Raw genomic sequence first — 18642 nt, forward strand, 5'->3', positions numbered from 1 at the left:
GTTTAGCAACAGGACAGATTCCGCATGACTGACAATAATACCGCATTAAAGAAGGCTGGCCTGAAAGTCACACTTCCACGGTTAAAGATCCTGGAAGTGCTTCAGGGGCCGGACAACCACCATGTCAGTGCGGAAGACTTATACAAACGCCTGATCGACATGGGTGAAGAAATTGGTCTGGCGACGGTTTACCGCGTCCTGAACCAGTTTGACGATGCTGGCATCGTTACCCGTCATAACTTTGAAGGCGGCAAATCCGTTTTCGAACTGACCCAGCAGCATCACCACGATCACCTGATCTGCCTTGATTGCGGGAAAGTGATCGAGTTCAGCGATGATTCCATTGAAGCTCGCCAGCGTGAAATCGCCGCGAAGCACGGTATTCGCCTGACTAACCATAGTCTTTATCTGTACGGCCACTGCGCTGAAGGCGACTGCCGTGAAGATGAACACGCTCACGACGCCGTAGAAAAATAACGCATCGTCTTCGTTAAAAACCAGCGCTATCCGCTGGTTTTTTTTCGCCTGCCGTCAGATATTGGCCATAAAAAAACCGCTGCAAGCAGCGGTTTTTTCAGTGATTAGCGTGGCGGAATATTTATTTTTGCGCAGGAGTATTGTTGCTGCGAATTTCCTGCCACATTTTATCGCATTTGGCTTTTACCGCCTGGTCGTTACCGGTACGGGTTGCCTGAATGCACTGCTGATAATCCAGCACGCGCACGCTTTCCTGGTTAGCAAACTGCTGGTGCTGCTTCTCTTGTTTCAGCACGTTCAGCACGCTTTGGCAGGCTTCGATTTTATCCGGATTACCCTGCGCGGTGTTAATACAGGCGCTGTAGGCATCCTTCAGCTTGCTGTCTTCTTTTGGCGCTGGCGGCTGAACACAGGCGGTCAGCCCTGCGGCCATCAGAGCAACCATAATCAGTTTTTTCATACGATGAGCCTCTTAGCGGCGGCAGAGGTCTCCCCCTGCCGCATCATGCATCAGAAAATAGTGAACGGAGCGATAACCATGAATTTCACGTCGCGCTCATCCTGGAAGATGTTGCCGTAACCACCGCCCCAGCTCGGGATATCGGAGTGGTTGTCATACTGAGTGAAATGCAGTTTGAAGAGCGTACCCTTCGCGCGGCCTTCCTGTACGGTGTACATCGCATCCAGACTGTATGCAGACTCTCTGATAGTGTTGTTTTTGTTGTAGTAAGCATCCGGGTTGCTCTGCCAGGTCGCTGGCTTCGCATCCCATGCATAGACATAGGAAGCCCCTACTGCCCAGCCCGGCAGGTTCCAGTTCTTCAGGTCATACATGGTACCGAAGAAGACCGCCTTTTCGCCGTTGGCGTTGAAGTCAGAACGGTTATCCCACCAGATATCCAGACGACCGTTGGACGATGCGTAGGTCGGGGTCATACGTTGCAGGAAGTAACCCTGCTGACCGTCGGCCTTAACCCAGGTCCCTTCCAGGCGGAAGTCAAAGACTTCGTTCAGCTTGTAGCCGAATGTCAGCGCCTGCAGCCAGGCGGTGCCATCATAGATATCGTTTACGCTGCCGTCGTTAACCTTGTCGCGCGTACCGTAGAACTGGTAGCTGGTGGTCAGCGGGCCGCCAGGAATATCAAACTTGTAGCTGGCTTTGGCGAAGTACTGATCAACATACCCTTCCGCCTGACCGAATGCTGCTTCCAGCACCAGGTTGTTTTTGAAATCATATTTCGCACCAACGGAGTGCAGATAATCAACCTTGGTCTTCTTATCGGCCTGATAGAAGTCGTCCATCTCCAGGTGCCACGGCGCTTTATACTCGTTGGTCCACATGTACGAGAAGCTCAGCGCACCGTTGTCGCCGTAGTCGAAATTCGCCCCGGCTTCAGCACCCTGATAGGTACCCGGCATAAAGCTCCAGTGCGGCGCCAGCAGGGTTTGACCGGTTGGCTGAATGTAACCGGCACGTGCCCAGGTTGGGCCCAGTTTAAATTTAGCTGCCGCTTTATACAGGCTGATACCGCTCTTATCGCCGCTGTAATCTTCGCTGTAACCTTTGTTTTTCGACGAGAAGGCAATTTCGTTCGGGTGGCCACTTTCGCTGCTTTCCGCCATTTCAATTGCGGTAAACGCCGCAATATCAATACCGAACATGTCAGCCGCATAGCCAGACTGGAAATCAAGGTTAGCGTTCCAGGTGGAGTGGGAAAGGTTGGTTTTATATTTGTCGTGGTCGGTCACATCTTTACGGTCACGTTCACGCTGCCAGTAATAGACGCCACCGGTCAATGTTGAATCATCAATAAACCCTTCCGCTTTGGCTTCCGGGGTCATTGCAAAACCTGAGAGAGCTGTCACACCGGCGATAGCCAGCGCCAGCGTACTACGTTTGCCACTAAACGTACGCATAGTTATATCCTCTTTGACTTTTAAAATGCCGCCGCAAAGCAGAGGCAAAAAATAAAACTTAAAAAAAATGAACTTCTGGAAAAAGATATTTAGTACACGGATAGACTATTTTTCGCGACGCGAATTATCAATCCTTTTCCGCAACAAGAGTGCAGGATTATGACAAAGCGCACATATTTGGTTTCAATGTGTAACGTAATGCGTTATTAACATTTATCCACGCCAACCCTTGCGGGGCCTGAGTGGAATGTTAATGAGACCGTTTACATTCAGAATGTGTGATGGGAGTTGTGAAAAAAAACGAACGTATCAGACCCAGGATATTACTATTAATTCGCTCTGCGAAATGATAAGTCATCATGAACGATACGGGGACAAAATTGCCCTCCTGATTCTGGCGTAAAAAAAACGCCGCAAAAGCGGCGTTTTTTATTCTGCTGACTGAGCTTAGCCCGCCCAGGTATCACGTAAACCGACGGTACGGTTAAAGACCAGTTTATCCGCGGTGGTGTAGCGGCTGTCGAGACAGAAGTACCCCTCACGCTCAAACTGATACGCTTTACCGGCCTCTGCGGCCTGCAGAGACGGTTCGGCATAGCCCTGCTTGATGACCAGCGACTCAGGGTTCATCACCGCGAGGAAGTCTTCCGCAGCGCCCGGATTCGGCACGCTGAACAGACGGTCATACAGACGAATTTCTACCGGTAGCGCATGCGCGGCGCTCACCCAGTGAATAACGCCCTTCACCTTGCGACCATCGGCCGGATCTTTGCTCAGGGTATCGGCATCGTAGGTGCAGAAGATGGTGGTGATATTGCCTTCAGCATCTTTCTCCACGCGTTCTGCTTTCACGACGTAGGCGTTACGCAGGCGAACTTCTTTGCCCATCACCAGACGCTTGTACTGTTTGTTCGCTTCTTCACGGAAGTCGGCGCGATCGATCCAGATTTCCGCACTGAACGGCACGTCGCGGCTGCCCATCTCCGGCTTATTCGGATGGTTAGGCATGGCGACCATTTCGCTTTCGCCCTGCGGGTAGTTTTCGATAACCAGCTTAACCGGATCGATAACCGCCATCGCGCGCGGCGCATTTTCGTTCAGATCTTCGCGAATGCAGGATTCCAGCGATGCCATCTCAATGGTGTTGTCCTGCTTGGTCACGCCGATGCGTTTACAGAACTCACGGATGGACGCGGCGGTGTAGCCACGACGACGCAGACCGGAGATGGTCGGCATACGCGGGTCGTCCCAACCTTCTACGTGTTTTTCCATGACCAGCTGGTTCAGCTTGCGCTTGGACATCACGGTGTATTCCAGATTCAGGCGCGAGAATTCATACTGACGCGGGTGAACCGGAATGGAAATGTTGTCCAGTACCCAGTCGTACAGACGACGGTTGTCCTGGAATTCCAGCGTACACAGCGAGTGGGTAATGCCTTCCAGGGCATCGCTGATGCAGTGGGTAAAGTCGTACATCGGGTAGATGCACCACTTGGTGCCGGTCTGGTGGTGATCGGCAAATTTAATGCGGTACAGCACCGGATCGCGCATGACGATAAACGGCGACGCCATATCGATTTTCGCGCGCAGACAGGCGGTACCTTCCGCAAAGCCGCCGGTACGCATTTTTTCGAACAGCGCCAGGTTCTCTTCCACGCTGCGATCGCGGAACGGGCTGTTTTTACCCGGTGCGGTTAGCGTGCCGCGGTACTCGCGGATCTGTTCTGGGGTCAGCTCGTCAACGTAGGCCAGGCCTTTATTGATGAGCTCTACCGCGTATGCGTGCAGCTGATCGAAGTAATCCGAGGAATAGCGAACGTTGCCAGACCAGTGAAAACCTAACCACTCGACGTCATTTTTGATGGAGTCAACGTATTCGATGTCTTCTTTGACCGGGTTGGTGTCATCGAAACGCAGGTTGCACTGGCCCTGGTAGTCTTGCGCAATGCCGAAGTTCAGGCAGATGGATTTCGCATGGCCGATGTGCAGATAACCATTCGGCTCTGGCGGAAAACGGGTATGCACCGTGGTGTGCTTACCGGTAGCCAGATCTTCATCAATGATCTGACGAATAAAGTTAGTCGGGCGGGCTTCAGCCTCACTCATCTTGGATTCCTCAAAGCGTAAACAACGTATAACGGCACATGATCTTATAAGCGGCGCTAAGAGACAACTATTAGTTGCACAAAAATGGCGTCTCTCTGGTGTATATGGGGGGATTTACGACAAAAAAAAGCGGCGGAGGATCTCCCCCCGCCGCTTAAGGCATTAATCTACTTTACTCAGGAGCGATTACTTACCTTTAATCTCATACAGCGGCGTTTGCCCTGCAACGACGTGACCTTCAGCCTTAATCACCAGGCCGCCGAAATCATCGCTGTTGCTGCACACCACCGGGCTAATCATTGAACGCGCGTTCGCGTTCAGGAAGTCCAGATCCATTTCCAGGATAGGCTGGCCTGCCGTCACTTCCGCACCTTCTTCAACCAGGCGTTTAAAGCCTTTCCCTTCCAGCGCAACGGTATCGATACCCATATGGACAACGATTTCCGCACCTTTGTCTGTTTCCAGACAGAACGCATGGTTAGTGTTGAAGATTTTCACAATGGTGCCCGCAGCCGGGGAAACGACAATTTTGTCCGTCGGTTTCACCGCGACGCCGTCACCAACCGCTTTGCTGGCGAACGCTTCATCAGGTACCTGCTCCAGCGCCACCACATCACCGGTAATCGGAGAAACCAGGGTTTCTACGGTTGCGGCATTCGCCACAGCCTGCGGTTTTGCCGCCGCCGGTGCTGCCGGTGCAGCGCTGTCCGCTGCCGCTGCGGCAACCGGGCCACGCGCAACCACTTTCTTCATGGCGTCGCCGATAGATTCCGCTTTCGCACCCACGATAACCTGGATGGTTTGCTTGTTCAGTTTCACTACGCCGGAGGCGCCGAGACGTTTACATACGGCATCGTTCACTTTCGCAGAGTCAGCAACGGTCAAGCGCAGACGGGTAATGCAGGCGTCAATCGCTTTCAGGTTGTCAGTGCCCCCTACGGCGGCAATGTAGTTAGTGGCCAGCTGGTTCAAGCCTTCTTCGGTGTTGCTGTTTGCTTCTTCAGTTACCACGCTGTCGTCTTTATCTTCACGGCCGGGCGTTTTCAGGTTAAACATGCGGATAACCACGCTGAACAGTACGAAGTAGATAACGAAGAACACCAGACCCATTACCACCAGCATCCAGACGTTCTTACTTGCTGCCGGCAGGCTGTACATCAACACGTAGTCGATGGCGCCAGCGGAGAAGGAGAAGCCCGCGTGAATACCCAGCAGCGTAGCGATAAACAGGCTTACGCCGGTCAGAATCGCGTGCAGGAGGTACAGTACCGGTGCCAGGAACATGAACAGGAATTCCAGCGGCTCGGTCACACCGGTCAGGAACGCAGTGACCGCGACGGACAGCAGCATACCGCCAACCATCGGACGACGTGCTTTCGGTGCTGCGAAGTACATCGCCAGCGCCGCACCCGGTAGACCGAACATCATGATCGGGAAGAAGCCGGACATGAACATCCCCGCAGTGCCGTCACCCGCATAGAAGCGGTTGATGTCACCGTGGAAGACCGCACCCGCCGCGTTGGTGAATTCACCAATCTGGAACCAGGCGATAGTGTTCAGCACCTGATGCAGACCGGTTGGGATCAGCAGACGGTTAATGAAACCAAAGATACCGGAGCCCAGCGCGCCAGCGCCCACGATCCATTCACCACCTGCGTGGATGGCGTTCTGCACCGGCGGCCACACGTAGCCGAAGATAGCAGCCAGCACCAGGCAGAAGAAACCGGTGGCGATCGGCACGAAACGTTTACCGCCGAAGAAGCTCAGGAAGTCAGGCAGTTTGATGCCCGCCCAACGGTTGTACGTCGCACCCGCAACCAGACCGGTGATGATACCGGCCAGTACCCCCATGTTAATCGCTGGGTTGATGGTAACCATTGCTTTGGTCAATACGAAATAACCTACTGCGCCCGCCAGCGCTGCCGAACCCGCGTTGTCTTTCGACCAGCTGGATGCCACACCGATAGCGAAGATTAGCGCCAGGTTATCAAAGATAGACCCACCGGCCTGCGCAATAAACGCAACGTTCAGTAAATCTGGCTGACCGAATCGCAGCAACAGCGCCGCCACCGGCAGCACGGCGATAGGGAGCTGTAAGGCCCTACCTAGTCGCTGGAAAAAACCTAAAATATTCATCTTATTCCCCCTACGAGACCCCGACACGGCTCATTTAAGCCATTTTTTATTGTGTAAAAAAGCATGACACTGTGATGTCTTGTAAACTGCATACACACCTGTTCAGGCATCAGAGTGTGTGAAAGTTTAATTCGTATCGCAAATTAAACACGTGTTTTTTGTGACTACAGTCACCAAATATTGTTATCACCACTCCCTTTTACTGGCTAACACTGAAAACTTATTTTATCATTCAAAAAATCAAAACGGATTGCTCCCTATCGATGCAAACAGGTTACGCTTAGAGAGTGCACGGAGACGCCATCCGCCAACTTCTTACATTTTACATTTTGAGGTGAAGAATGAGACTGATTCCTCTCGTTAACGCTGAACAAGTCGGCAAATGGGCTGCTCGCCACATCGTTAACCGCATCAATGCGTTTAAACCCACCGCCGACCGCCCGTTTGTCCTCGGCCTGCCAACCGGCGGTACCCCGCTGGCGACTTATAAAGTCTTAGTCGAAATGCATAAAGCGGGCCAGGTTAGCTTCAAGCACGTCGTCACCTTCAACATGGACGAATATGTTGGCCTGCCGAAAGAGCATCCGGAAAGCTACTACAGCTTCATGCACCGTAACTTCTTCGATCACATCGATATTCCTGAAGAAAATATCAACCTGCTGAACGGTAACGCGCCGGACGTGGATGCCGAATGCCGCCGCTACGAAGAAAAAATCCGCTCTTACGGTAAAATCCACCTGTTTATGGGCGGCGTGGGTAACGACGGTCACATCGCGTTCAACGAGCCAGCGTCTTCGCTCTCTTCGCGTACCCGTATCAAAACGCTGACTCACGAAACGCGCGTAGCCAACTCTCGCTTCTTCGATGGCGACGTAGCGCTGGTGCCTAAATATGCGCTGACCGTGGGCGTGGGTACTCTGCTGGATGCCGAAGAAGTGATGATTCTGGTGCAGGGCGCAACGAAAGCGCTGGCGCTGCAGCAGGCGGTAGAAGGCAACGTTAACCACATGTGGACCATTACCTGTCTGCAGCTGCACCCGAAATCACTGATCGTCTGTGACGAACCATCCACGATGGAACTGAAGGTGAAGACCCTGAAATATTTCACTGAATTAGAAGCTGAAAATATTAAAGGTCTGTAATGTATTATCGTCCCGCGCTCCGTCGCGGGACAACATTTTTTGAATACCGGGGGTCGTAATGTATGCATTAACCCATGGCCGGATCTTTACCGGTCACGAAATTCTGGATGACCATGCGATTATCATCGCCAATGGCCTTATTGAACGTGTTTGCCCACTGGCTGATGTACCCGCGAACGTCGAACAGCGTTCCGTTAATGGCGCCATTATCGCCCCGGGCTTTATCGACGTTCAGCTTAACGGCTGCGGCGGCGTACAGTTCAACGATACCGCCGAGGCGGTTACCGTTGAAACGCTGGAAATTATGCAAAAAGCCAACGAAAAGTCGGGCTGCACAAACTTCCTGCCGACGCTTATCACCACCAGCGACGATCTGATGAAACAGGGCGTGCGCGTGATGCGTGAGTATCTCGCTAAACACCCGAACCAGGCGCTGGGCCTGCACCTTGAAGGCCCGTGGCTGAACCTGGTGAAAAAAGGCACCCACAATCCGGACTTCGTACGCAAGCCGGATGCTGAGCTGGTGAAATTCCTTTGCGATAACGCCGACGTCATCACCAAAGTCACCCTGGCACCCGAAATGGTAGAACCGGAAGTCATTACCGCGCTGGCAAATGCCGGTATCGTGGTTTCTGCCGGTCACTCTAACGCCACGGCGAAAGAAGCGCGCATCGGTTTCCGCGCGGGTATTACCTTTGCTACGCATCTGTTTAACGCGATGCCGTATATGTCCGGCCGTGAACCAGGCCTGACCGGCGCCATTCTCGATGCCAACGAAATTTACTGCGGAATTATCGCCGACGGTCTGCACGTCGACTTTATTAATATCCGTAACGCCAAGCGCCTGAAAGGCGATAAGCTGTGCCTGGTCACCGACGCCACCGCGCCGGCAGGTGCCAATATTGAGCAGTTCATTTTTGCCGGTAAAACAATATACTACCGCAATGGGCTCTGCGTAGATGAGAACGGTACCCTCAGCGGCTCATCGTTGACGATGATCGAAGGTGTACGCAATCTGGTCGAGCACGCGAATATCGCGCTGGACGAAGTGCTGCGCATGGCGACGCTCTACCCTGCCCGCGCCATTGGCGTCGACAAACGCCTTGGCAGCATTGGGCCAGGCAAAGTCGCGAACCTGACCGCATTTACGCACGACTTTAACATCATCAAGACCATCGTTAATGGCAACGAGGTCGTTACTAAGTAAGAGAAAGTATGACATCAGGCGGACAAGCTCAAATTGGTAATGTTGACCTCGTAAAACAGCTAAACAGCGCGGCCGTTTACCGCCTGATTGACCAGCATGGGCCAATCTCGCGTATTCAGATTGCCGAGCAAAGCCAGCTTGCTCCCGCCAGCGTGACCAAAATCACGCGTCAGCTTATTGAACGCGGGCTGATCAAAGAAGTCGATCAGCAGGCCTCCACCGGAGGCCGCCGCGCTATCTCTATCATCACCGAAACCCGCAACTTCCACGCGATTGGCGTGCGCCTGGGCCGTCACGACACGACGCTGACGCTGTACGATCTGAGCAGTAAAGCCGTCGCAGAAGAACATTATCCGCTGCCGGAGCGCACCCAGGAGACGCTGGAACATGCGCTGCTTAATACCATCGCCACCTTTATTGAATCGTGCCAGCGTAAAATCCGCGAGCTGATTGCGATTTCCGTCATTTTACCCGGTCTGGTTGACCCGGAGAGCGGCGTGATTCGCTATATGCCGCATATTCCGGTAGAGAACTGGCGGCTGGTTGAAGCGTTGGAAAAACGTTTTAAAGTGACCTGCTTTGTCGGTCACGATATCCGCAGCCTGGCGCTGGCCGAGCACTACTTTGGTGCAAGCCAGGACTGTGAAGACTCCATTCTGGTGCGCGTGCATCGCGGCACCGGTGCGGGCATTATCTCCAACGGGCGCATTTTTATCGGCCGTAATGGTAACGTCGGTGAAATTGGTCATATTCAGGTCGACCCGCTCGGTGAACGCTGTCACTGCGGCAACTTCGGTTGTCTGGAGACCGTTGCCGCCAACGCCGCTATCGAACAACGCGTACGTCATCTGCTCGAACAGGGCTATCAGAGCCGGGTTACGCTTGATGACTGCCATATCAAAACCATCTGCAAAGCCGCCAATAAAGGCGACCCGCTGGCGACCGAAGTCATTGAACACGTCGGTCGCCATCTGGGAAAAACCATCGCCATTGCCATCAACCTGTTTAACCCGCAGAAAGTGGTGATTGCCGGTGAAATCATCGAAGCCGACCGCGTACTGTTGCCCGCCATTGAAGGCTGCATCAACACGCAGGTTTTAAAGGCCTTTCGCAAGAATCTACCGGTTGTTCGTTCAACCCTCGACCACCGCTCGGCTATCGGCGCTTTTGCGCTGGTCAAACGCGCGATGCTCAACGGTATCCTGCTACAGCATTTGCTGGAAGGGTAGTCGCAAACCGGCAAGTAATGCGTTGCAACTGTTGATGTGGCGCAAATCTTTATATCAGAGTATCTGGACACACCGCCCGCCCCCATTAACCTATTTGCCAAATTTGGCATTTAGGTTAATCTTATGGAAAAGAGAACGCCGCATACCCGCTTAAGCATCCTAAAAAACATGGCCCGTAATGGTCGTGTCAGCATCACAAATACAGCGTTAATCAGCGCGTCTCAAATCGGATTTCGGTCAAAACAGGACCTCCTTGAGGTTGTTATGGCACTGAACACCAGCGATTTTTACAAAAGCATGACGGCGCATCATGACCACACCATCTGGCATGAGGTCTATCGCCCGGTCTACAGAGGGCAGCCTCTATCCATAAAATTCATCGTATCAGGCAACCTCCTGATAGTGTCATTTAAGGAGCTATAGCATGAAATGTCCTCTTTGCGGTGGTGCGGAACTCAAGCATGAATGTCGCAATATCCCCTATGAATACAAAGGGAATAAAACAACTTTTTACGGCGTAAAAGGCCAGTACTGTGACGCCTGCGGTGAAATTATCTTTGGCAAAGGTGAAGGCGATGCGTATATGGCTGGCATGGTGGAATTTAACCGCCAGGTCAATGCTCGTGAGGTTGACCCTGCGTTCATCGCCCGCGTACGAAAAAGTCTGGAACTCGATCAGCGCCAGGCAGCAGAAATATTTGGCGGCGGCGCAAACGCCTTTAGCCGTTATGAAACGGGGCGAATTGCGCCCCCCAAGCCACTCATTCTGCTGTTTAAGACCTTAGAAAAACACCCTGAATGGTTCGAAGAGCTGAGAAAACAAGCGTAAAGAATGAGAGAACAGGCCAACGACAAGGCAGCCTGAAGGATAACGTGTATAATTACGCCTCTTTAAAACAAACGCCAGGTAGTCCATGACCATTCAGAATGTAATCTGTGATATTGACGGCGTGCTGATGCACGATAACGTTGCGGTGCCGGGCGCGGCAGAGTTCGTCGCGCGCGTGCTGGATAAAGGTATGCCTTTTCTCTGCCTGACCAACTACCCTTCACAGACGGGCCAGGATTTAGCAAACCGTTTCGCGACCGCCGGCATCGACGTTCCTGACAGCGTGTTTTATACCTCCGCCATGGCCACGGCCGATTTTCTGCGTCGTCAAGAAGGGAAAAAAGCCTATGTGGTGGGCGAAGGCGCACTGATTCATGAACTGTATAAAGCCGGATTCACCATTACTGACGTCAACCCGGACTTCGTTATCGTTGGCGAAACCCGCTCGTTTAACTGGGAAATGATGCACAAAGCGGCGTTCTTCGTGGCCAATGGTGCACGCTTCATCGCCACGAACCCCGACACGCACGGGCGCGGATACTATCCGGCATGCGGCGCGCTTTGCGCAGGCATTGAAAAAATCTCTGGCCGCAAACCCTTCGTCGTGGGCAAGCCAAGTCCGTGGATCATTCGCGCCGCACTTAACAAGATGCAGGCGCACTCAGAGCAAACGGTGATCGTTGGCGATAATCTACGCACCGATATTCTGGCCGGATTCCAGGCCGGGCTGGAAACGATTCTGGTCCTCTCTGGCGTCTCTACCGTTGATGACATCGACAATATGCCATTCAGGCCATCCTGGATTTATCCGTCAGTCGCGGAAATCGATATTATCTAAACAAAACCACGTCCCCGGACGTGGTTTTTTGCATTTACCCGCCATTAAAATCACACCATCTAATAAAAAGCACGAATTATTGAATAATCGTCAAAAACTTCGCTTATAGAATCACCATTTTTCAACATCCAATAACTCCTGTTGCACTTTTTATCCCACAGCGGCTAAAACGCTTGCACCGCGCCCCCCTTTGCGGCATTTTTTATCTCAACGAAGGCGAATGCCACACACTTTTGCAGCACAACACCACAGGGTTAACGGAGAAGTCTATGTGTTCTATTTTCGGTGTACTGGATATTAAAACTGACGCGGGCGAGCTGCGTAAAAAGGCGCTTGAGCTCTCCCGCCTGATGCGTCACCGTGGCCCGGACTGGTCCGGTATTTATGCCTGCGACAAAGCGATTCTGGCCCATGAACGCCTGTCGATTGTTGACGTCAACGCCGGCGCGCAGCCGCTGTATAACGAAAAGAAAACGCACGCTCTGGCGGTCAACGGCGAAATTTACAACCATCAGGCGCTGCGTGCGGAATACGCTGACCGTTACCAGTTCCAGACCGGCTCAGACTGCGAAGTGATCCTCGCGCTGTACCAGGAAAAAGGCCCTGAGTTCCTCGACGACCTGCAGGGTATGTTCGCCTTCGCGCTGTACGACAGCGAAAAAGACGCCTATCTGATTGGTCGCGATCATATCGGTATCATCCCACTGTACATGGGCCATGACGAATTCGGGAACTTCTACGTTGCTTCTGAAATGAAAGCGCTGACCCCGGTATGCCGTACTATTCAAGAGTTCCCGGCAGGTAGCTACCTGTGGAGCAAAGACGGTGAGATTCGTCAGTACTATCAGCGTGACTGGTTCGACTACGATGCCGTCAAAGACAACGTGACCGATAAAAACGAACTGCGTCAGGCGCTGGAAGAATCGGTGAAAAGTCACCTGATGTCCGACGTTCCTTACGGCGTGCTGCTGTCCGGTGGTCTGGATTCTTCGGTTATCTCCGCGATCACCAAAAAATTCGCCGCCCGTCGCGTGGAAGATCAGGAACGCTCTGAAGCCTGGTGGCCGCAGCTGCACTCCTTCGCCGTCGGTCTGGAAGGTTCTCCGGACCTGAAAGCCGCACAGGAAGTGGCTAACCACCTTGGCACCGTGCACCATGAAATTCACTTCACCGTGCAGGAAGGCCTGGATGCGATTCGCGATGTTATCTATCACATTGAAACCTACGATGTGACCACCATTCGCGCCTCAACGCCGATGTACCTGATGTCGCGTAAAATCAAAGCGATGGGCATCAAGATGGTGCTGTCTGGCGAAGGTTCTGACGAAGTGTTCGGCGGCTACCTGTACTTCCACAAAGCGCCAAACGCCAAAGAGCTGCACGAAGAAACCGTGCGTAAGCTGCAGGCGCTGCATATGTACGACTGCGCCCGTGCTAACAAAGCGATGTCCGCCTGGGGCGTGGAAGCGCGCGTACCGTTCCTGGATAAAAAATTCCTCGACGTGGCGATGCGTATCAACCCGCGGGACAAAATGTGCGGCAACGGCAAAATGGAAAAACACGTGCTGCGTGAATGCTTCGAGTCCTATCTGCCGGCAAGCGTGGCGTGGCGCCAGAAAGAGCAGTTCTCTGATGGCGTAGGCTACAGCTGGATTGATACGCTCAAAGAAGTGGCGGCTAAGCAGGTGACTGACCAGCAGTTGCAAACCGCGCACTTCCGCTTCCCGTACAACACGCCGACCTCTAAAGAAGGCTACCTGTACCGTGAAATCTTTGAAGAGCTGTTCCCGGTGCCGAGCGCTGCGGAGTGCGTACCGGGCGGCCCATCCGTTGCCTGCTCTTCCGCAAAAGCCATCGAGTGGGACGAAGCGTTCAAAACCATGGACGATCCGTCAGGCCGTGCGGTAGGCGTGCACCAGTCGGCTTATAAATAAGATTGCCGCTTAAGTAAAAAAGCCCCCCGATGGCGACATCGGGGGGCTTTTATTTTGGTGCAGTGTGAGGGGCGAGAAACCTCAAGCACCGAACGGTTCCCTCTCCCGATGGGAGAGGGTTAGGGTGAGGGGAAACTACTCCCCACGCCCCTTCTTCGCCGCCAGCGATCTGAGCAGTACACCCAGCGTCGTGCCGTTATGCAGCATCGCGCTCGCGCCCGGTGACAGCCAGCCCAGCGCCGCCGCCAGCATAATCGCGCTGTTAATCCACTCGGTAAGCTTAATATTGCTGTTAACCAGCTTCATCGCCTCGAGTGACAGCTGACGCGCTGCGACGACGCCGTGCAGGGTGTCCTGCAACAGCACGGCATCCGCCGCCTGCTGCGCGAGCTCGGTGCTCTGGTTCATCGCCAGGCCAACATCGGCCTGCGTCAGCACCGGCGCATCGTTGATGCCGTCGCCCACGAACAGAACTTTATGTCCTCTGCCCTGCAGCGCCTTCACCACCTCTACCTTGCTCTCCGGCGTGGCTTCAGCGACGTAGTGCTCAATACCCACGCGATCCGCCAGTTGATAAGCCTTCTCAGCCCGGTCGCCGGTCAGCAGCACAACCTGACGGATACCGGTTGCCTTCAGTTGCGCGATGACATCAGCCGCTTCTTCACGTAGATGATCCTGTAAACCGATCATCCCCACCAGTTGGTTATCGAAGCCGATAAACAGCAGATGCCTCCCCTGATTCGCCAGCGCATTAATTTCTCCTTCATAAGGTGAGAAATCAATCGCATAGTGGCTTTCCAGGAAGTGACGGCTGCCGATCACCATCTGGTGTTCTTCCAGCGAACACAGCAGGCCGTGAGCAATCACATACTCCACTTCTCCGTGCGGAATATGCGGCAACTCATGGTGCTCAGCCGCCGCCACCACGGCATGAGCCAGCGGATGATTGCTGTGTTCTTCCACCGAGGCGGCAATCGCCAACAGCCGTTTTGCCTGCACCAGCCGATCGTCAAAGCTGATCACATCCGTGACCTGCATTTGGTCATGGGTCAACGTACCGGTTTTATCGAACACCACCGTATCAACTTCCGCGAGCTTCTCAATGGCGCGTCCGCCTTTCAGCAGCAGACCGCTCTGGGCGGCACGATACATGATCGATTTAAACGCAATCGGCGTACTGAGCTTCAGCGCGCAGGAGTAGTCGACCAGGAAAACCGAGGCCAGTCGCTGCCAGCTGCGCGTCATCGCGAAGACGGCAGCCCCCACCCCGAGGGTAATCGCCACGCGGCGATCCGCCATCTGCTGAGTGACCCGCTGAGTTTCGCTACGCTGAGTCAGGGAATCGCGAATAAAACGCCGGATATGCGCCGTTGAGGAAGATTCCCCCACCTGCTCCGCCGTAATAGCCACGTTACCTTCCTGAATCTGCGTGCCCGCATAGACCCAGGAACCGGGCTCACGACGTACCGGTACGCTTTCACCGGTCATCGATGCCTGGTTCACCTGCGCCACGCCGCGCACTACCGTACCGTCAGCCGGAATGCTGTCGCCCGGCCCCAGCAGCATCACATCACCCGAGACCAGCTCGCTGCTGTTGATCTCTACGCTCTCGCCGTCGCGCTCAACCCAGACCGGGTGCTCACGAGGCTGCATCAGATCGGCTAACAGCGCGTCAGAATGACGGCTGGTTTCCTGCTCCATGTATTCGCCTAGCGTCAGCAGCGACTGCGTCAACATCGCGGTTCGACTGTCTCCCCGCAGCATTGAGAGGCTGAGCGCGAGCGCATCAAGCACTTCAACCTTCAACTGACCCTGGCTCAGCGTCTGCGCGCCTTCCAGAATTGTCGGCGCCGTCAGCAGCGCCGCAGGCACACGAGCCCAGCGGGGCGGCAGCGCCTGCGTCAATGCCAGTCCAGCCAGATTGAGCAGGTTATCGCCACCGCAGTATTCTGCCTCCAGCTCGCTGTCGTCTGCCGACTGCCAGTCCAGCGCGGTCACCGCCGCCACAATCGCCGCCGCCGTCGTGCGCTCGCCGTCCCATTGGATCACCGCACTGCGCGCCGAAGGGCGGATGCGCACCCCGCTGACGCCCGGCAATCCGAGGATTTGCTGCTTAAGCCAGCCAGCGGCCTGCGGATAATCGGTCAGCGCAAAGACCCGCAGTCGCAGGCGCCCGGGCAACTGGTGAACGATCGTCACGCGTTCGCCTGATGCACTCACGCGATATCATCCTTATTCTGGCTACGATAGTAATCCAGCTCGGCCTGCAGATCGGCAACGCGTTCTTTCAGTTCTTCCATCTCACCGCGCACGGTGCCCCAGGCCTTGGTTGCCGTATTGGTAATGCCTTGCTGCACGTTACGATTAGTCAGTAGCCACGTAATCGCCGCACCGGCAACCAGTCCGGTAATCAAATGGTTACGGCCATTATTGGCGGCCGATGTGCGTACAGGCGCTGCGGCAGGATTCGGCTCCCACATGCCGGTGTAAGGGTTGTAAAGGTATTCAGGCTGATTCATTGTTTCCTCGCTTGGCTATCGCATCCATCAGGTAAAGTGACGCTGCGCCGACGCCAATAATGGTCAGTACAGACTGCAGGGGACGCGCCTTATTGCTGTCAGCAATCGCCATGACCGTGCCGCTAATAAGGCTGGCTTTCGCCGTCTCTTTCATCACTGCGCAAGCCGCTTCGTTTAACGTCTGCTCGTTCTGCTGGTAGCGCTGCCATTCCCGCAGGCAGGCGGCGCTTCCACCGACCAGCGCACCGGCAACAACGGCGCGGCTGACCCGTTTATCGCGATCAGGATTGTTGCTCATCCGCGGCATCCTCATCTTCAAACGGCATAGCGGTCGGCTGGCGATGGCGCTCTACGGATTCCTGAAAACCGTCTTTTCCCGCTTTCATGGTGTCGCGGAAAATAGCCGCACTGGAGGTGGCGGTTTCTTTAATCGTTTCCGATCCGTTTTTCACGCCATCTTTCACTTTACTGGTACCGGCCTTCAGCATGTCGCCTGCACCGGCCAGCGTCTGCATCAGCATGCCCCGCACGGAATCGTTGGTCAGCAGCAGCGTCACGGCGGCGCCTACCATTGCCCCTTTCCAGAACTCTTTGTCGTCCATACCGACGGTGCTGATAATATTTTTCAGCAGGCCCGCCTGTTCGCCCATCGCGCCGTCAACAACGCTCTGCGCGTACTGGCTCCAGTCAACGCCCTGCTGCGCTGCATGATGGTGATGGTGGTGATGTGGGTGAGCAAACTGCGGCGGCACGCCCTGCGGAGTCGGAGGGAAGCCCATCGGCGGAAAGCCCATCGCCATTTGCGGCGGCATCTGCATTTGCGGTTGTGGGGGAACCGGCGGTTGCGCTGGCATCTGACCATTCTGCGGCCAGGCCATCCCCTGCGGCATCGGTGGATACGGATACCAAGGGTAGCCGTACGGAGGATAGTAACCTACCGGTGGAACTTGCTGCGTATTGTTGTCATTCGAGCTCATGATGGCTGTCCTTTATCATTTAGTGAGAAGGTTCAAGGATGGATGCGAGCTGAGCCAGCGCCTGCTGTGCCTGCTCACCGTCGCTGCCGAAGAGTTGATTAAGAATTTGTGGGCGAATGGCGGCGGCATCGTACTCAAGGACGATCGAGCCGGTTTCGCTATTGATCTGATATCGCCGGAGGTACCCTTCAGGATGGCAATAAGCATCCAGCTGTTTGAGCTTGCCCTGGCTAAGGCTGGCGATGAGCTTATTGGAAAATCGCAGGCGTAAACGCCCGGGTATATGGTGTGCCACTTCGACAAAGCGGCGCAGCGTAAGTAAGTCGCTAAAGGATTCGACAGGCATATCATTTAATACCCTGATATTTATAGGTGATATGAATCAAATCACAGATGCCGCGCGCCAGACAGCGCTAATCGCCCTTCTTTTGCGGTGTATCAAAAGGCTATTCGGCTTTCATTTTGGCAAGACGTGCGGGGAGTGCTGGACAGGGTGTTAATGCAAATATAAATTACTCTCATTACCACTTTAAAAATAAACAGGCGGCGGCTATGACTCCTTACCTGCACCAGACCCCCAATCGCATTCGTATCCGTTCCAGCTGGATCCAGCGCCATCCCCAAGACGTCACGCGCCTGGTGGACTCGCTGCGCGCCCGTGATGGGATCCTTGATGTCGTTCATCGTTTGTACGCCGGTTCAGTGGCGGTCAGTTTCGATCCCTCACGTATCTCCGCGAGCGCACTCCTGAGTGAACTGGAACAAGCCCAGTGGCTAAGCAGCCAGAAAGATAAAAGCTATATCGAGAACAGCCTGCGCGTCGGCGCCGGACATCTGCTTAAAACGCTGGCTTTTGGCGCATTAAAGCGTACAGTCGGTGGTCCTGTGGTTTCGATTGTGAGCGTGTTAACCCGATAATCCCGCGCGCAGCCGGGGCAATGTGAAGGCCGGGTATAACGGTAAATAGCCAATAATTGCCGAATAATGCGTCATGCTGTTCGCAACCTAACCAAACAGTCACATTCCGGTGAATTTCATTGAAAAAGATGTTGACGGTCCAGAACTCAATACGCATAATGCGCCCCGCAACGCCGATAAGGTAACGCGAAAAAAAGATGGCTACGTAGCTCAGTTGGTTAGAGCACATCACTCATAATGATGGGGTCACAGGTTCGAATCCCGTCGTAGCCACCATCTTTTTTGCGGGAGTGGCGAAATTGGTAGACGCACCAGATTTAGGTTCTGGCGCCGCAAGGTGTGCGAGTTCAAGTCTCGCCTCCCGCACCATTCACCAATAAGCGTTGCACGGATGGGGTATCGCCAAGCGGTAA

Annotated in this window: 18 protein-coding genes and 3 tRNA genes (1 of these 21 cut by a window edge); 12 read left to right on the forward strand and 9 right to left on the reverse strand. The window is 54.2% G+C overall.

The window, feature by feature from the left end; translation table 11 throughout:
- Positions 1-24: 24 nt before the first annotated feature.
- Positions 25-477, forward strand: coding sequence for a ferric iron uptake transcriptional regulator (gene fur, locus V6942_RS03630; RefSeq protein WP_106924666.1), 453 nt, complete (start codon positions 25-27; stop codon positions 475-477).
- 121 nt (positions 478-598) lie between these two features.
- Here fur and chiQ read toward each other — a convergent pair whose 3' ends face one another.
- From chiQ to nagE, 4 genes are all read right to left on the reverse strand, one after another.
- Complete coding sequence (gene chiQ, locus V6942_RS03635) at positions 599-937, reverse strand: ChiQ/YbfN family lipoprotein (protein ID WP_106924667.1); 339 nt, start codon at positions 935-937, stop codon at positions 599-601.
- 50 nt (positions 938-987) lie between these two features.
- Positions 988-2394: a chitoporin ChiP gene (chiP, locus tag V6942_RS03640; protein ID WP_106924668.1), complete on the reverse strand. Its 1407-nt coding sequence runs from the start codon at positions 2392-2394 to the stop codon at positions 988-990.
- Positions 2395-2841: 447 nt separating this feature from the next.
- Entirely contained in the window at positions 2842-4500 is a 1659-nt protein-coding gene (gene glnS, locus V6942_RS03645; RefSeq protein WP_106924669.1) for a glutamine--tRNA ligase, read from the reverse strand.
- 186 nt (positions 4501-4686) lie between these two features.
- Positions 4687-6636: a PTS N-acetyl glucosamine transporter subunit IIABC gene (gene nagE / locus V6942_RS03650; protein ID WP_106924670.1), complete on the reverse strand. Its 1950-nt coding sequence runs from the start codon at positions 6634-6636 to the stop codon at positions 4687-4689.
- Positions 6637-6977: 341 nt separating this feature from the next.
- On the opposite strand from nagE, the gene nagB reads away from it, so the two are divergent.
- The 7 genes from nagB (at position 6978) to asnB (ending at position 13815) form a co-directional block, all read left to right on the forward strand.
- Entirely contained in the window at positions 6978-7778 is an 801-nt protein-coding gene (nagB, locus tag V6942_RS03655; RefSeq protein ID WP_106924672.1) for a glucosamine-6-phosphate deaminase, read from the forward strand.
- A 58-nt stretch (positions 7779-7836) separates the two neighbouring features.
- Positions 7837-8985: an N-acetylglucosamine-6-phosphate deacetylase gene (gene nagA, locus V6942_RS03660; protein WP_106924673.1), complete on the forward strand. Its 1149-nt coding sequence runs from the start codon at positions 7837-7839 to the stop codon at positions 8983-8985.
- A gap of 8 nt (positions 8986-8993) precedes the next feature.
- Complete coding sequence (nagC, locus tag V6942_RS03665; protein ID WP_182928313.1) at positions 8994-10214, forward strand: DNA-binding transcriptional regulator NagC; 1221 nt, start codon at positions 8994-8996, stop codon at positions 10212-10214.
- A 123-nt stretch (positions 10215-10337) separates the two neighbouring features.
- Complete coding sequence (locus tag V6942_RS03670) at positions 10338-10637, forward strand: type II toxin-antitoxin system MqsR family toxin (protein WP_333500819.1); 300 nt, start codon at positions 10338-10340, stop codon at positions 10635-10637.
- 1 nt (position 10638) lies between these two features.
- Positions 10639-11043 carry a type II TA system antitoxin MqsA family protein gene (locus tag V6942_RS03675; protein WP_106924676.1) on the forward strand — a complete coding sequence of 135 codons (405 nt, stop codon included), beginning with the start codon at positions 10639-10641 and terminating at the stop codon, positions 11041-11043.
- A gap of 85 nt (positions 11044-11128) precedes the next feature.
- A complete protein-coding gene (locus V6942_RS03680; protein WP_106924677.1) occupies positions 11129-11881 on the forward strand; it encodes an HAD-IIA family hydrolase in 753 nt (250 codons plus the stop codon).
- 269 nt (positions 11882-12150) lie between these two features.
- Positions 12151-13815 (forward strand): asparagine synthase B, encoded by a 1665-nt coding sequence (gene asnB, locus V6942_RS03685; RefSeq protein ID WP_333500820.1) that lies wholly within the window; start codon positions 12151-12153, stop codon positions 13813-13815.
- A gap of 135 nt (positions 13816-13950) precedes the next feature.
- Here the strand turns inward: asnB and V6942_RS03690 are convergent, their stop codons facing one another.
- The 5 genes from V6942_RS03690 to V6942_RS03710 are packed head-to-tail and all read right to left on the reverse strand — an operon-like array spanning position 13951 to position 17657.
- Positions 13951-16035, reverse strand: coding sequence for a heavy metal translocating P-type ATPase (locus V6942_RS03690; protein ID WP_333500821.1), 2085 nt, complete (start codon positions 16033-16035; stop codon positions 13951-13953).
- Complete coding sequence (locus V6942_RS03695) at positions 16032-16334, reverse strand: YtxH domain-containing protein (RefSeq protein WP_223878902.1); 303 nt, start codon at positions 16332-16334, stop codon at positions 16032-16034. The genes V6942_RS03690 and V6942_RS03695 overlap by 4 nt, the downstream gene beginning before the upstream one ends.
- The gene (locus V6942_RS03700; protein ID WP_106924680.1) at positions 16321-16632 is read right to left on the reverse strand and encodes a hypothetical protein; all 312 of its coding nucleotides are present in this window, start codon (positions 16630-16632) and stop codon (positions 16321-16323) included. The genes V6942_RS03695 and V6942_RS03700 overlap by 14 nt, the downstream gene beginning before the upstream one ends.
- The gene (locus V6942_RS03705; protein WP_106924681.1) at positions 16616-17311 is read right to left on the reverse strand and encodes a YtxH domain-containing protein; all 696 of its coding nucleotides are present in this window, start codon (positions 17309-17311) and stop codon (positions 16616-16618) included. Before V6942_RS03705 ends, V6942_RS03700 begins: the two co-directional genes overlap by 17 nt.
- 19 nt (positions 17312-17330) lie before the next feature.
- Positions 17331-17657 (reverse strand): HMA2 domain-containing protein, encoded by a 327-nt coding sequence (locus tag V6942_RS03710; RefSeq protein WP_106924682.1) that lies wholly within the window; start codon positions 17655-17657, stop codon positions 17331-17333.
- 206 nt (positions 17658-17863) lie between these two features.
- Here V6942_RS03710 and V6942_RS03715 point away from each other — a divergent pair, with 206 nt between their 5' ends.
- From V6942_RS03715 to V6942_RS03730, 4 genes are all read left to right on the forward strand, one after another.
- Positions 17864-18229: a hypothetical protein gene (locus V6942_RS03715; RefSeq protein WP_106924683.1), complete on the forward strand. Its 366-nt coding sequence runs from the start codon at positions 17864-17866 to the stop codon at positions 18227-18229.
- A gap of 199 nt (positions 18230-18428) precedes the next feature.
- Positions 18429-18505, forward strand: a tRNA-Met gene (locus V6942_RS03720).
- 8 nt (positions 18506-18513) lie between these two features.
- Positions 18514-18598, forward strand: a tRNA-Leu gene (locus V6942_RS03725).
- Positions 18599-18621: 23 nt separating this feature from the next.
- Positions 18622-18642: transfer RNA gene (locus V6942_RS03730), tRNA-Gln, on the forward strand (it continues 154 nt past the right edge of the window).

It is taken from the genome of Kluyvera genomosp. 2, from assembly GCF_036759865.1.
In the GTDB taxonomy this organism is placed as follows: Bacteria; Pseudomonadota; Gammaproteobacteria; order Enterobacterales; family Enterobacteriaceae; genus Kluyvera; species Kluyvera ascorbata_B.

Excerpts from the sequence above, each read along its gene's own strand:
- V6942_RS03675 (WP_106924676.1), top strand. The coding sequence starts at position 10,639 with ATGAAATGTCCTCTTTGCGGTGGTGCGGAACTCAAGCATGAATGTCGC.
- nagB (WP_106924672.1), top strand. The coding sequence starts at position 6,978 with ATGAGACTGATTCCTCTCGTTAACGCTGAACAAGTCGGCAAATGGGCT.
- V6942_RS03715 (WP_106924683.1), top strand. The coding sequence starts at position 17,864 with ATGACTCCTTACCTGCACCAGACCCCCAATCGCATTCGTATCCGTTCC.
- V6942_RS03670 (WP_333500819.1), top strand. The coding sequence starts at position 10,338 with ATGGAAAAGAGAACGCCGCATACCCGCTTAAGCATCCTAAAAAACATG.
- glnS (WP_106924669.1), bottom strand. The coding sequence starts at position 4,500 with ATGAGTGAGGCTGAAGCCCGCCCGACTAACTTTATTCGTCAGATCATT.
- V6942_RS03705 (WP_106924681.1), bottom strand. The coding sequence starts at position 17,311 with ATGAGCTCGAATGACAACAATACGCAGCAAGTTCCACCGGTAGGTTAC.
- V6942_RS03695 (WP_223878902.1), bottom strand. The coding sequence starts at position 16,334 with ATGAATCAGCCTGAATACCTTTACAACCCTTACACCGGCATGTGGGAG.
- fur (WP_106924666.1), top strand. The coding sequence starts at position 25 with ATGACTGACAATAATACCGCATTAAAGAAGGCTGGCCTGAAAGTCACA.
- chiQ (WP_106924667.1), bottom strand. The coding sequence starts at position 937 with ATGAAAAAACTGATTATGGTTGCTCTGATGGCCGCAGGGCTGACCGCC.
- asnB (WP_333500820.1), top strand. The coding sequence starts at position 12,151 with ATGTGTTCTATTTTCGGTGTACTGGATATTAAAACTGACGCGGGCGAG.
- chiP (WP_106924668.1), bottom strand. The coding sequence starts at position 2,394 with ATGCGTACGTTTAGTGGCAAACGTAGTACGCTGGCGCTGGCTATCGCC.
- nagE (WP_106924670.1), bottom strand. The coding sequence starts at position 6,636 with ATGAATATTTTAGGTTTTTTCCAGCGACTAGGTAGGGCCTTACAGCTC.
- nagA (WP_106924673.1), top strand. The coding sequence starts at position 7,837 with ATGTATGCATTAACCCATGGCCGGATCTTTACCGGTCACGAAATTCTG.
- V6942_RS03680 (WP_106924677.1), top strand. The coding sequence starts at position 11,129 with ATGACCATTCAGAATGTAATCTGTGATATTGACGGCGTGCTGATGCAC.
- nagC (WP_182928313.1), top strand. The coding sequence starts at position 8,994 with ATGACATCAGGCGGACAAGCTCAAATTGGTAATGTTGACCTCGTAAAA.
- V6942_RS03700 (WP_106924680.1), bottom strand. The coding sequence starts at position 16,632 with ATGAGCAACAATCCTGATCGCGATAAACGGGTCAGCCGCGCCGTTGTT.
- V6942_RS03710 (WP_106924682.1), bottom strand. The coding sequence starts at position 17,657 with ATGCCTGTCGAATCCTTTAGCGACTTACTTACGCTGCGCCGCTTTGTC.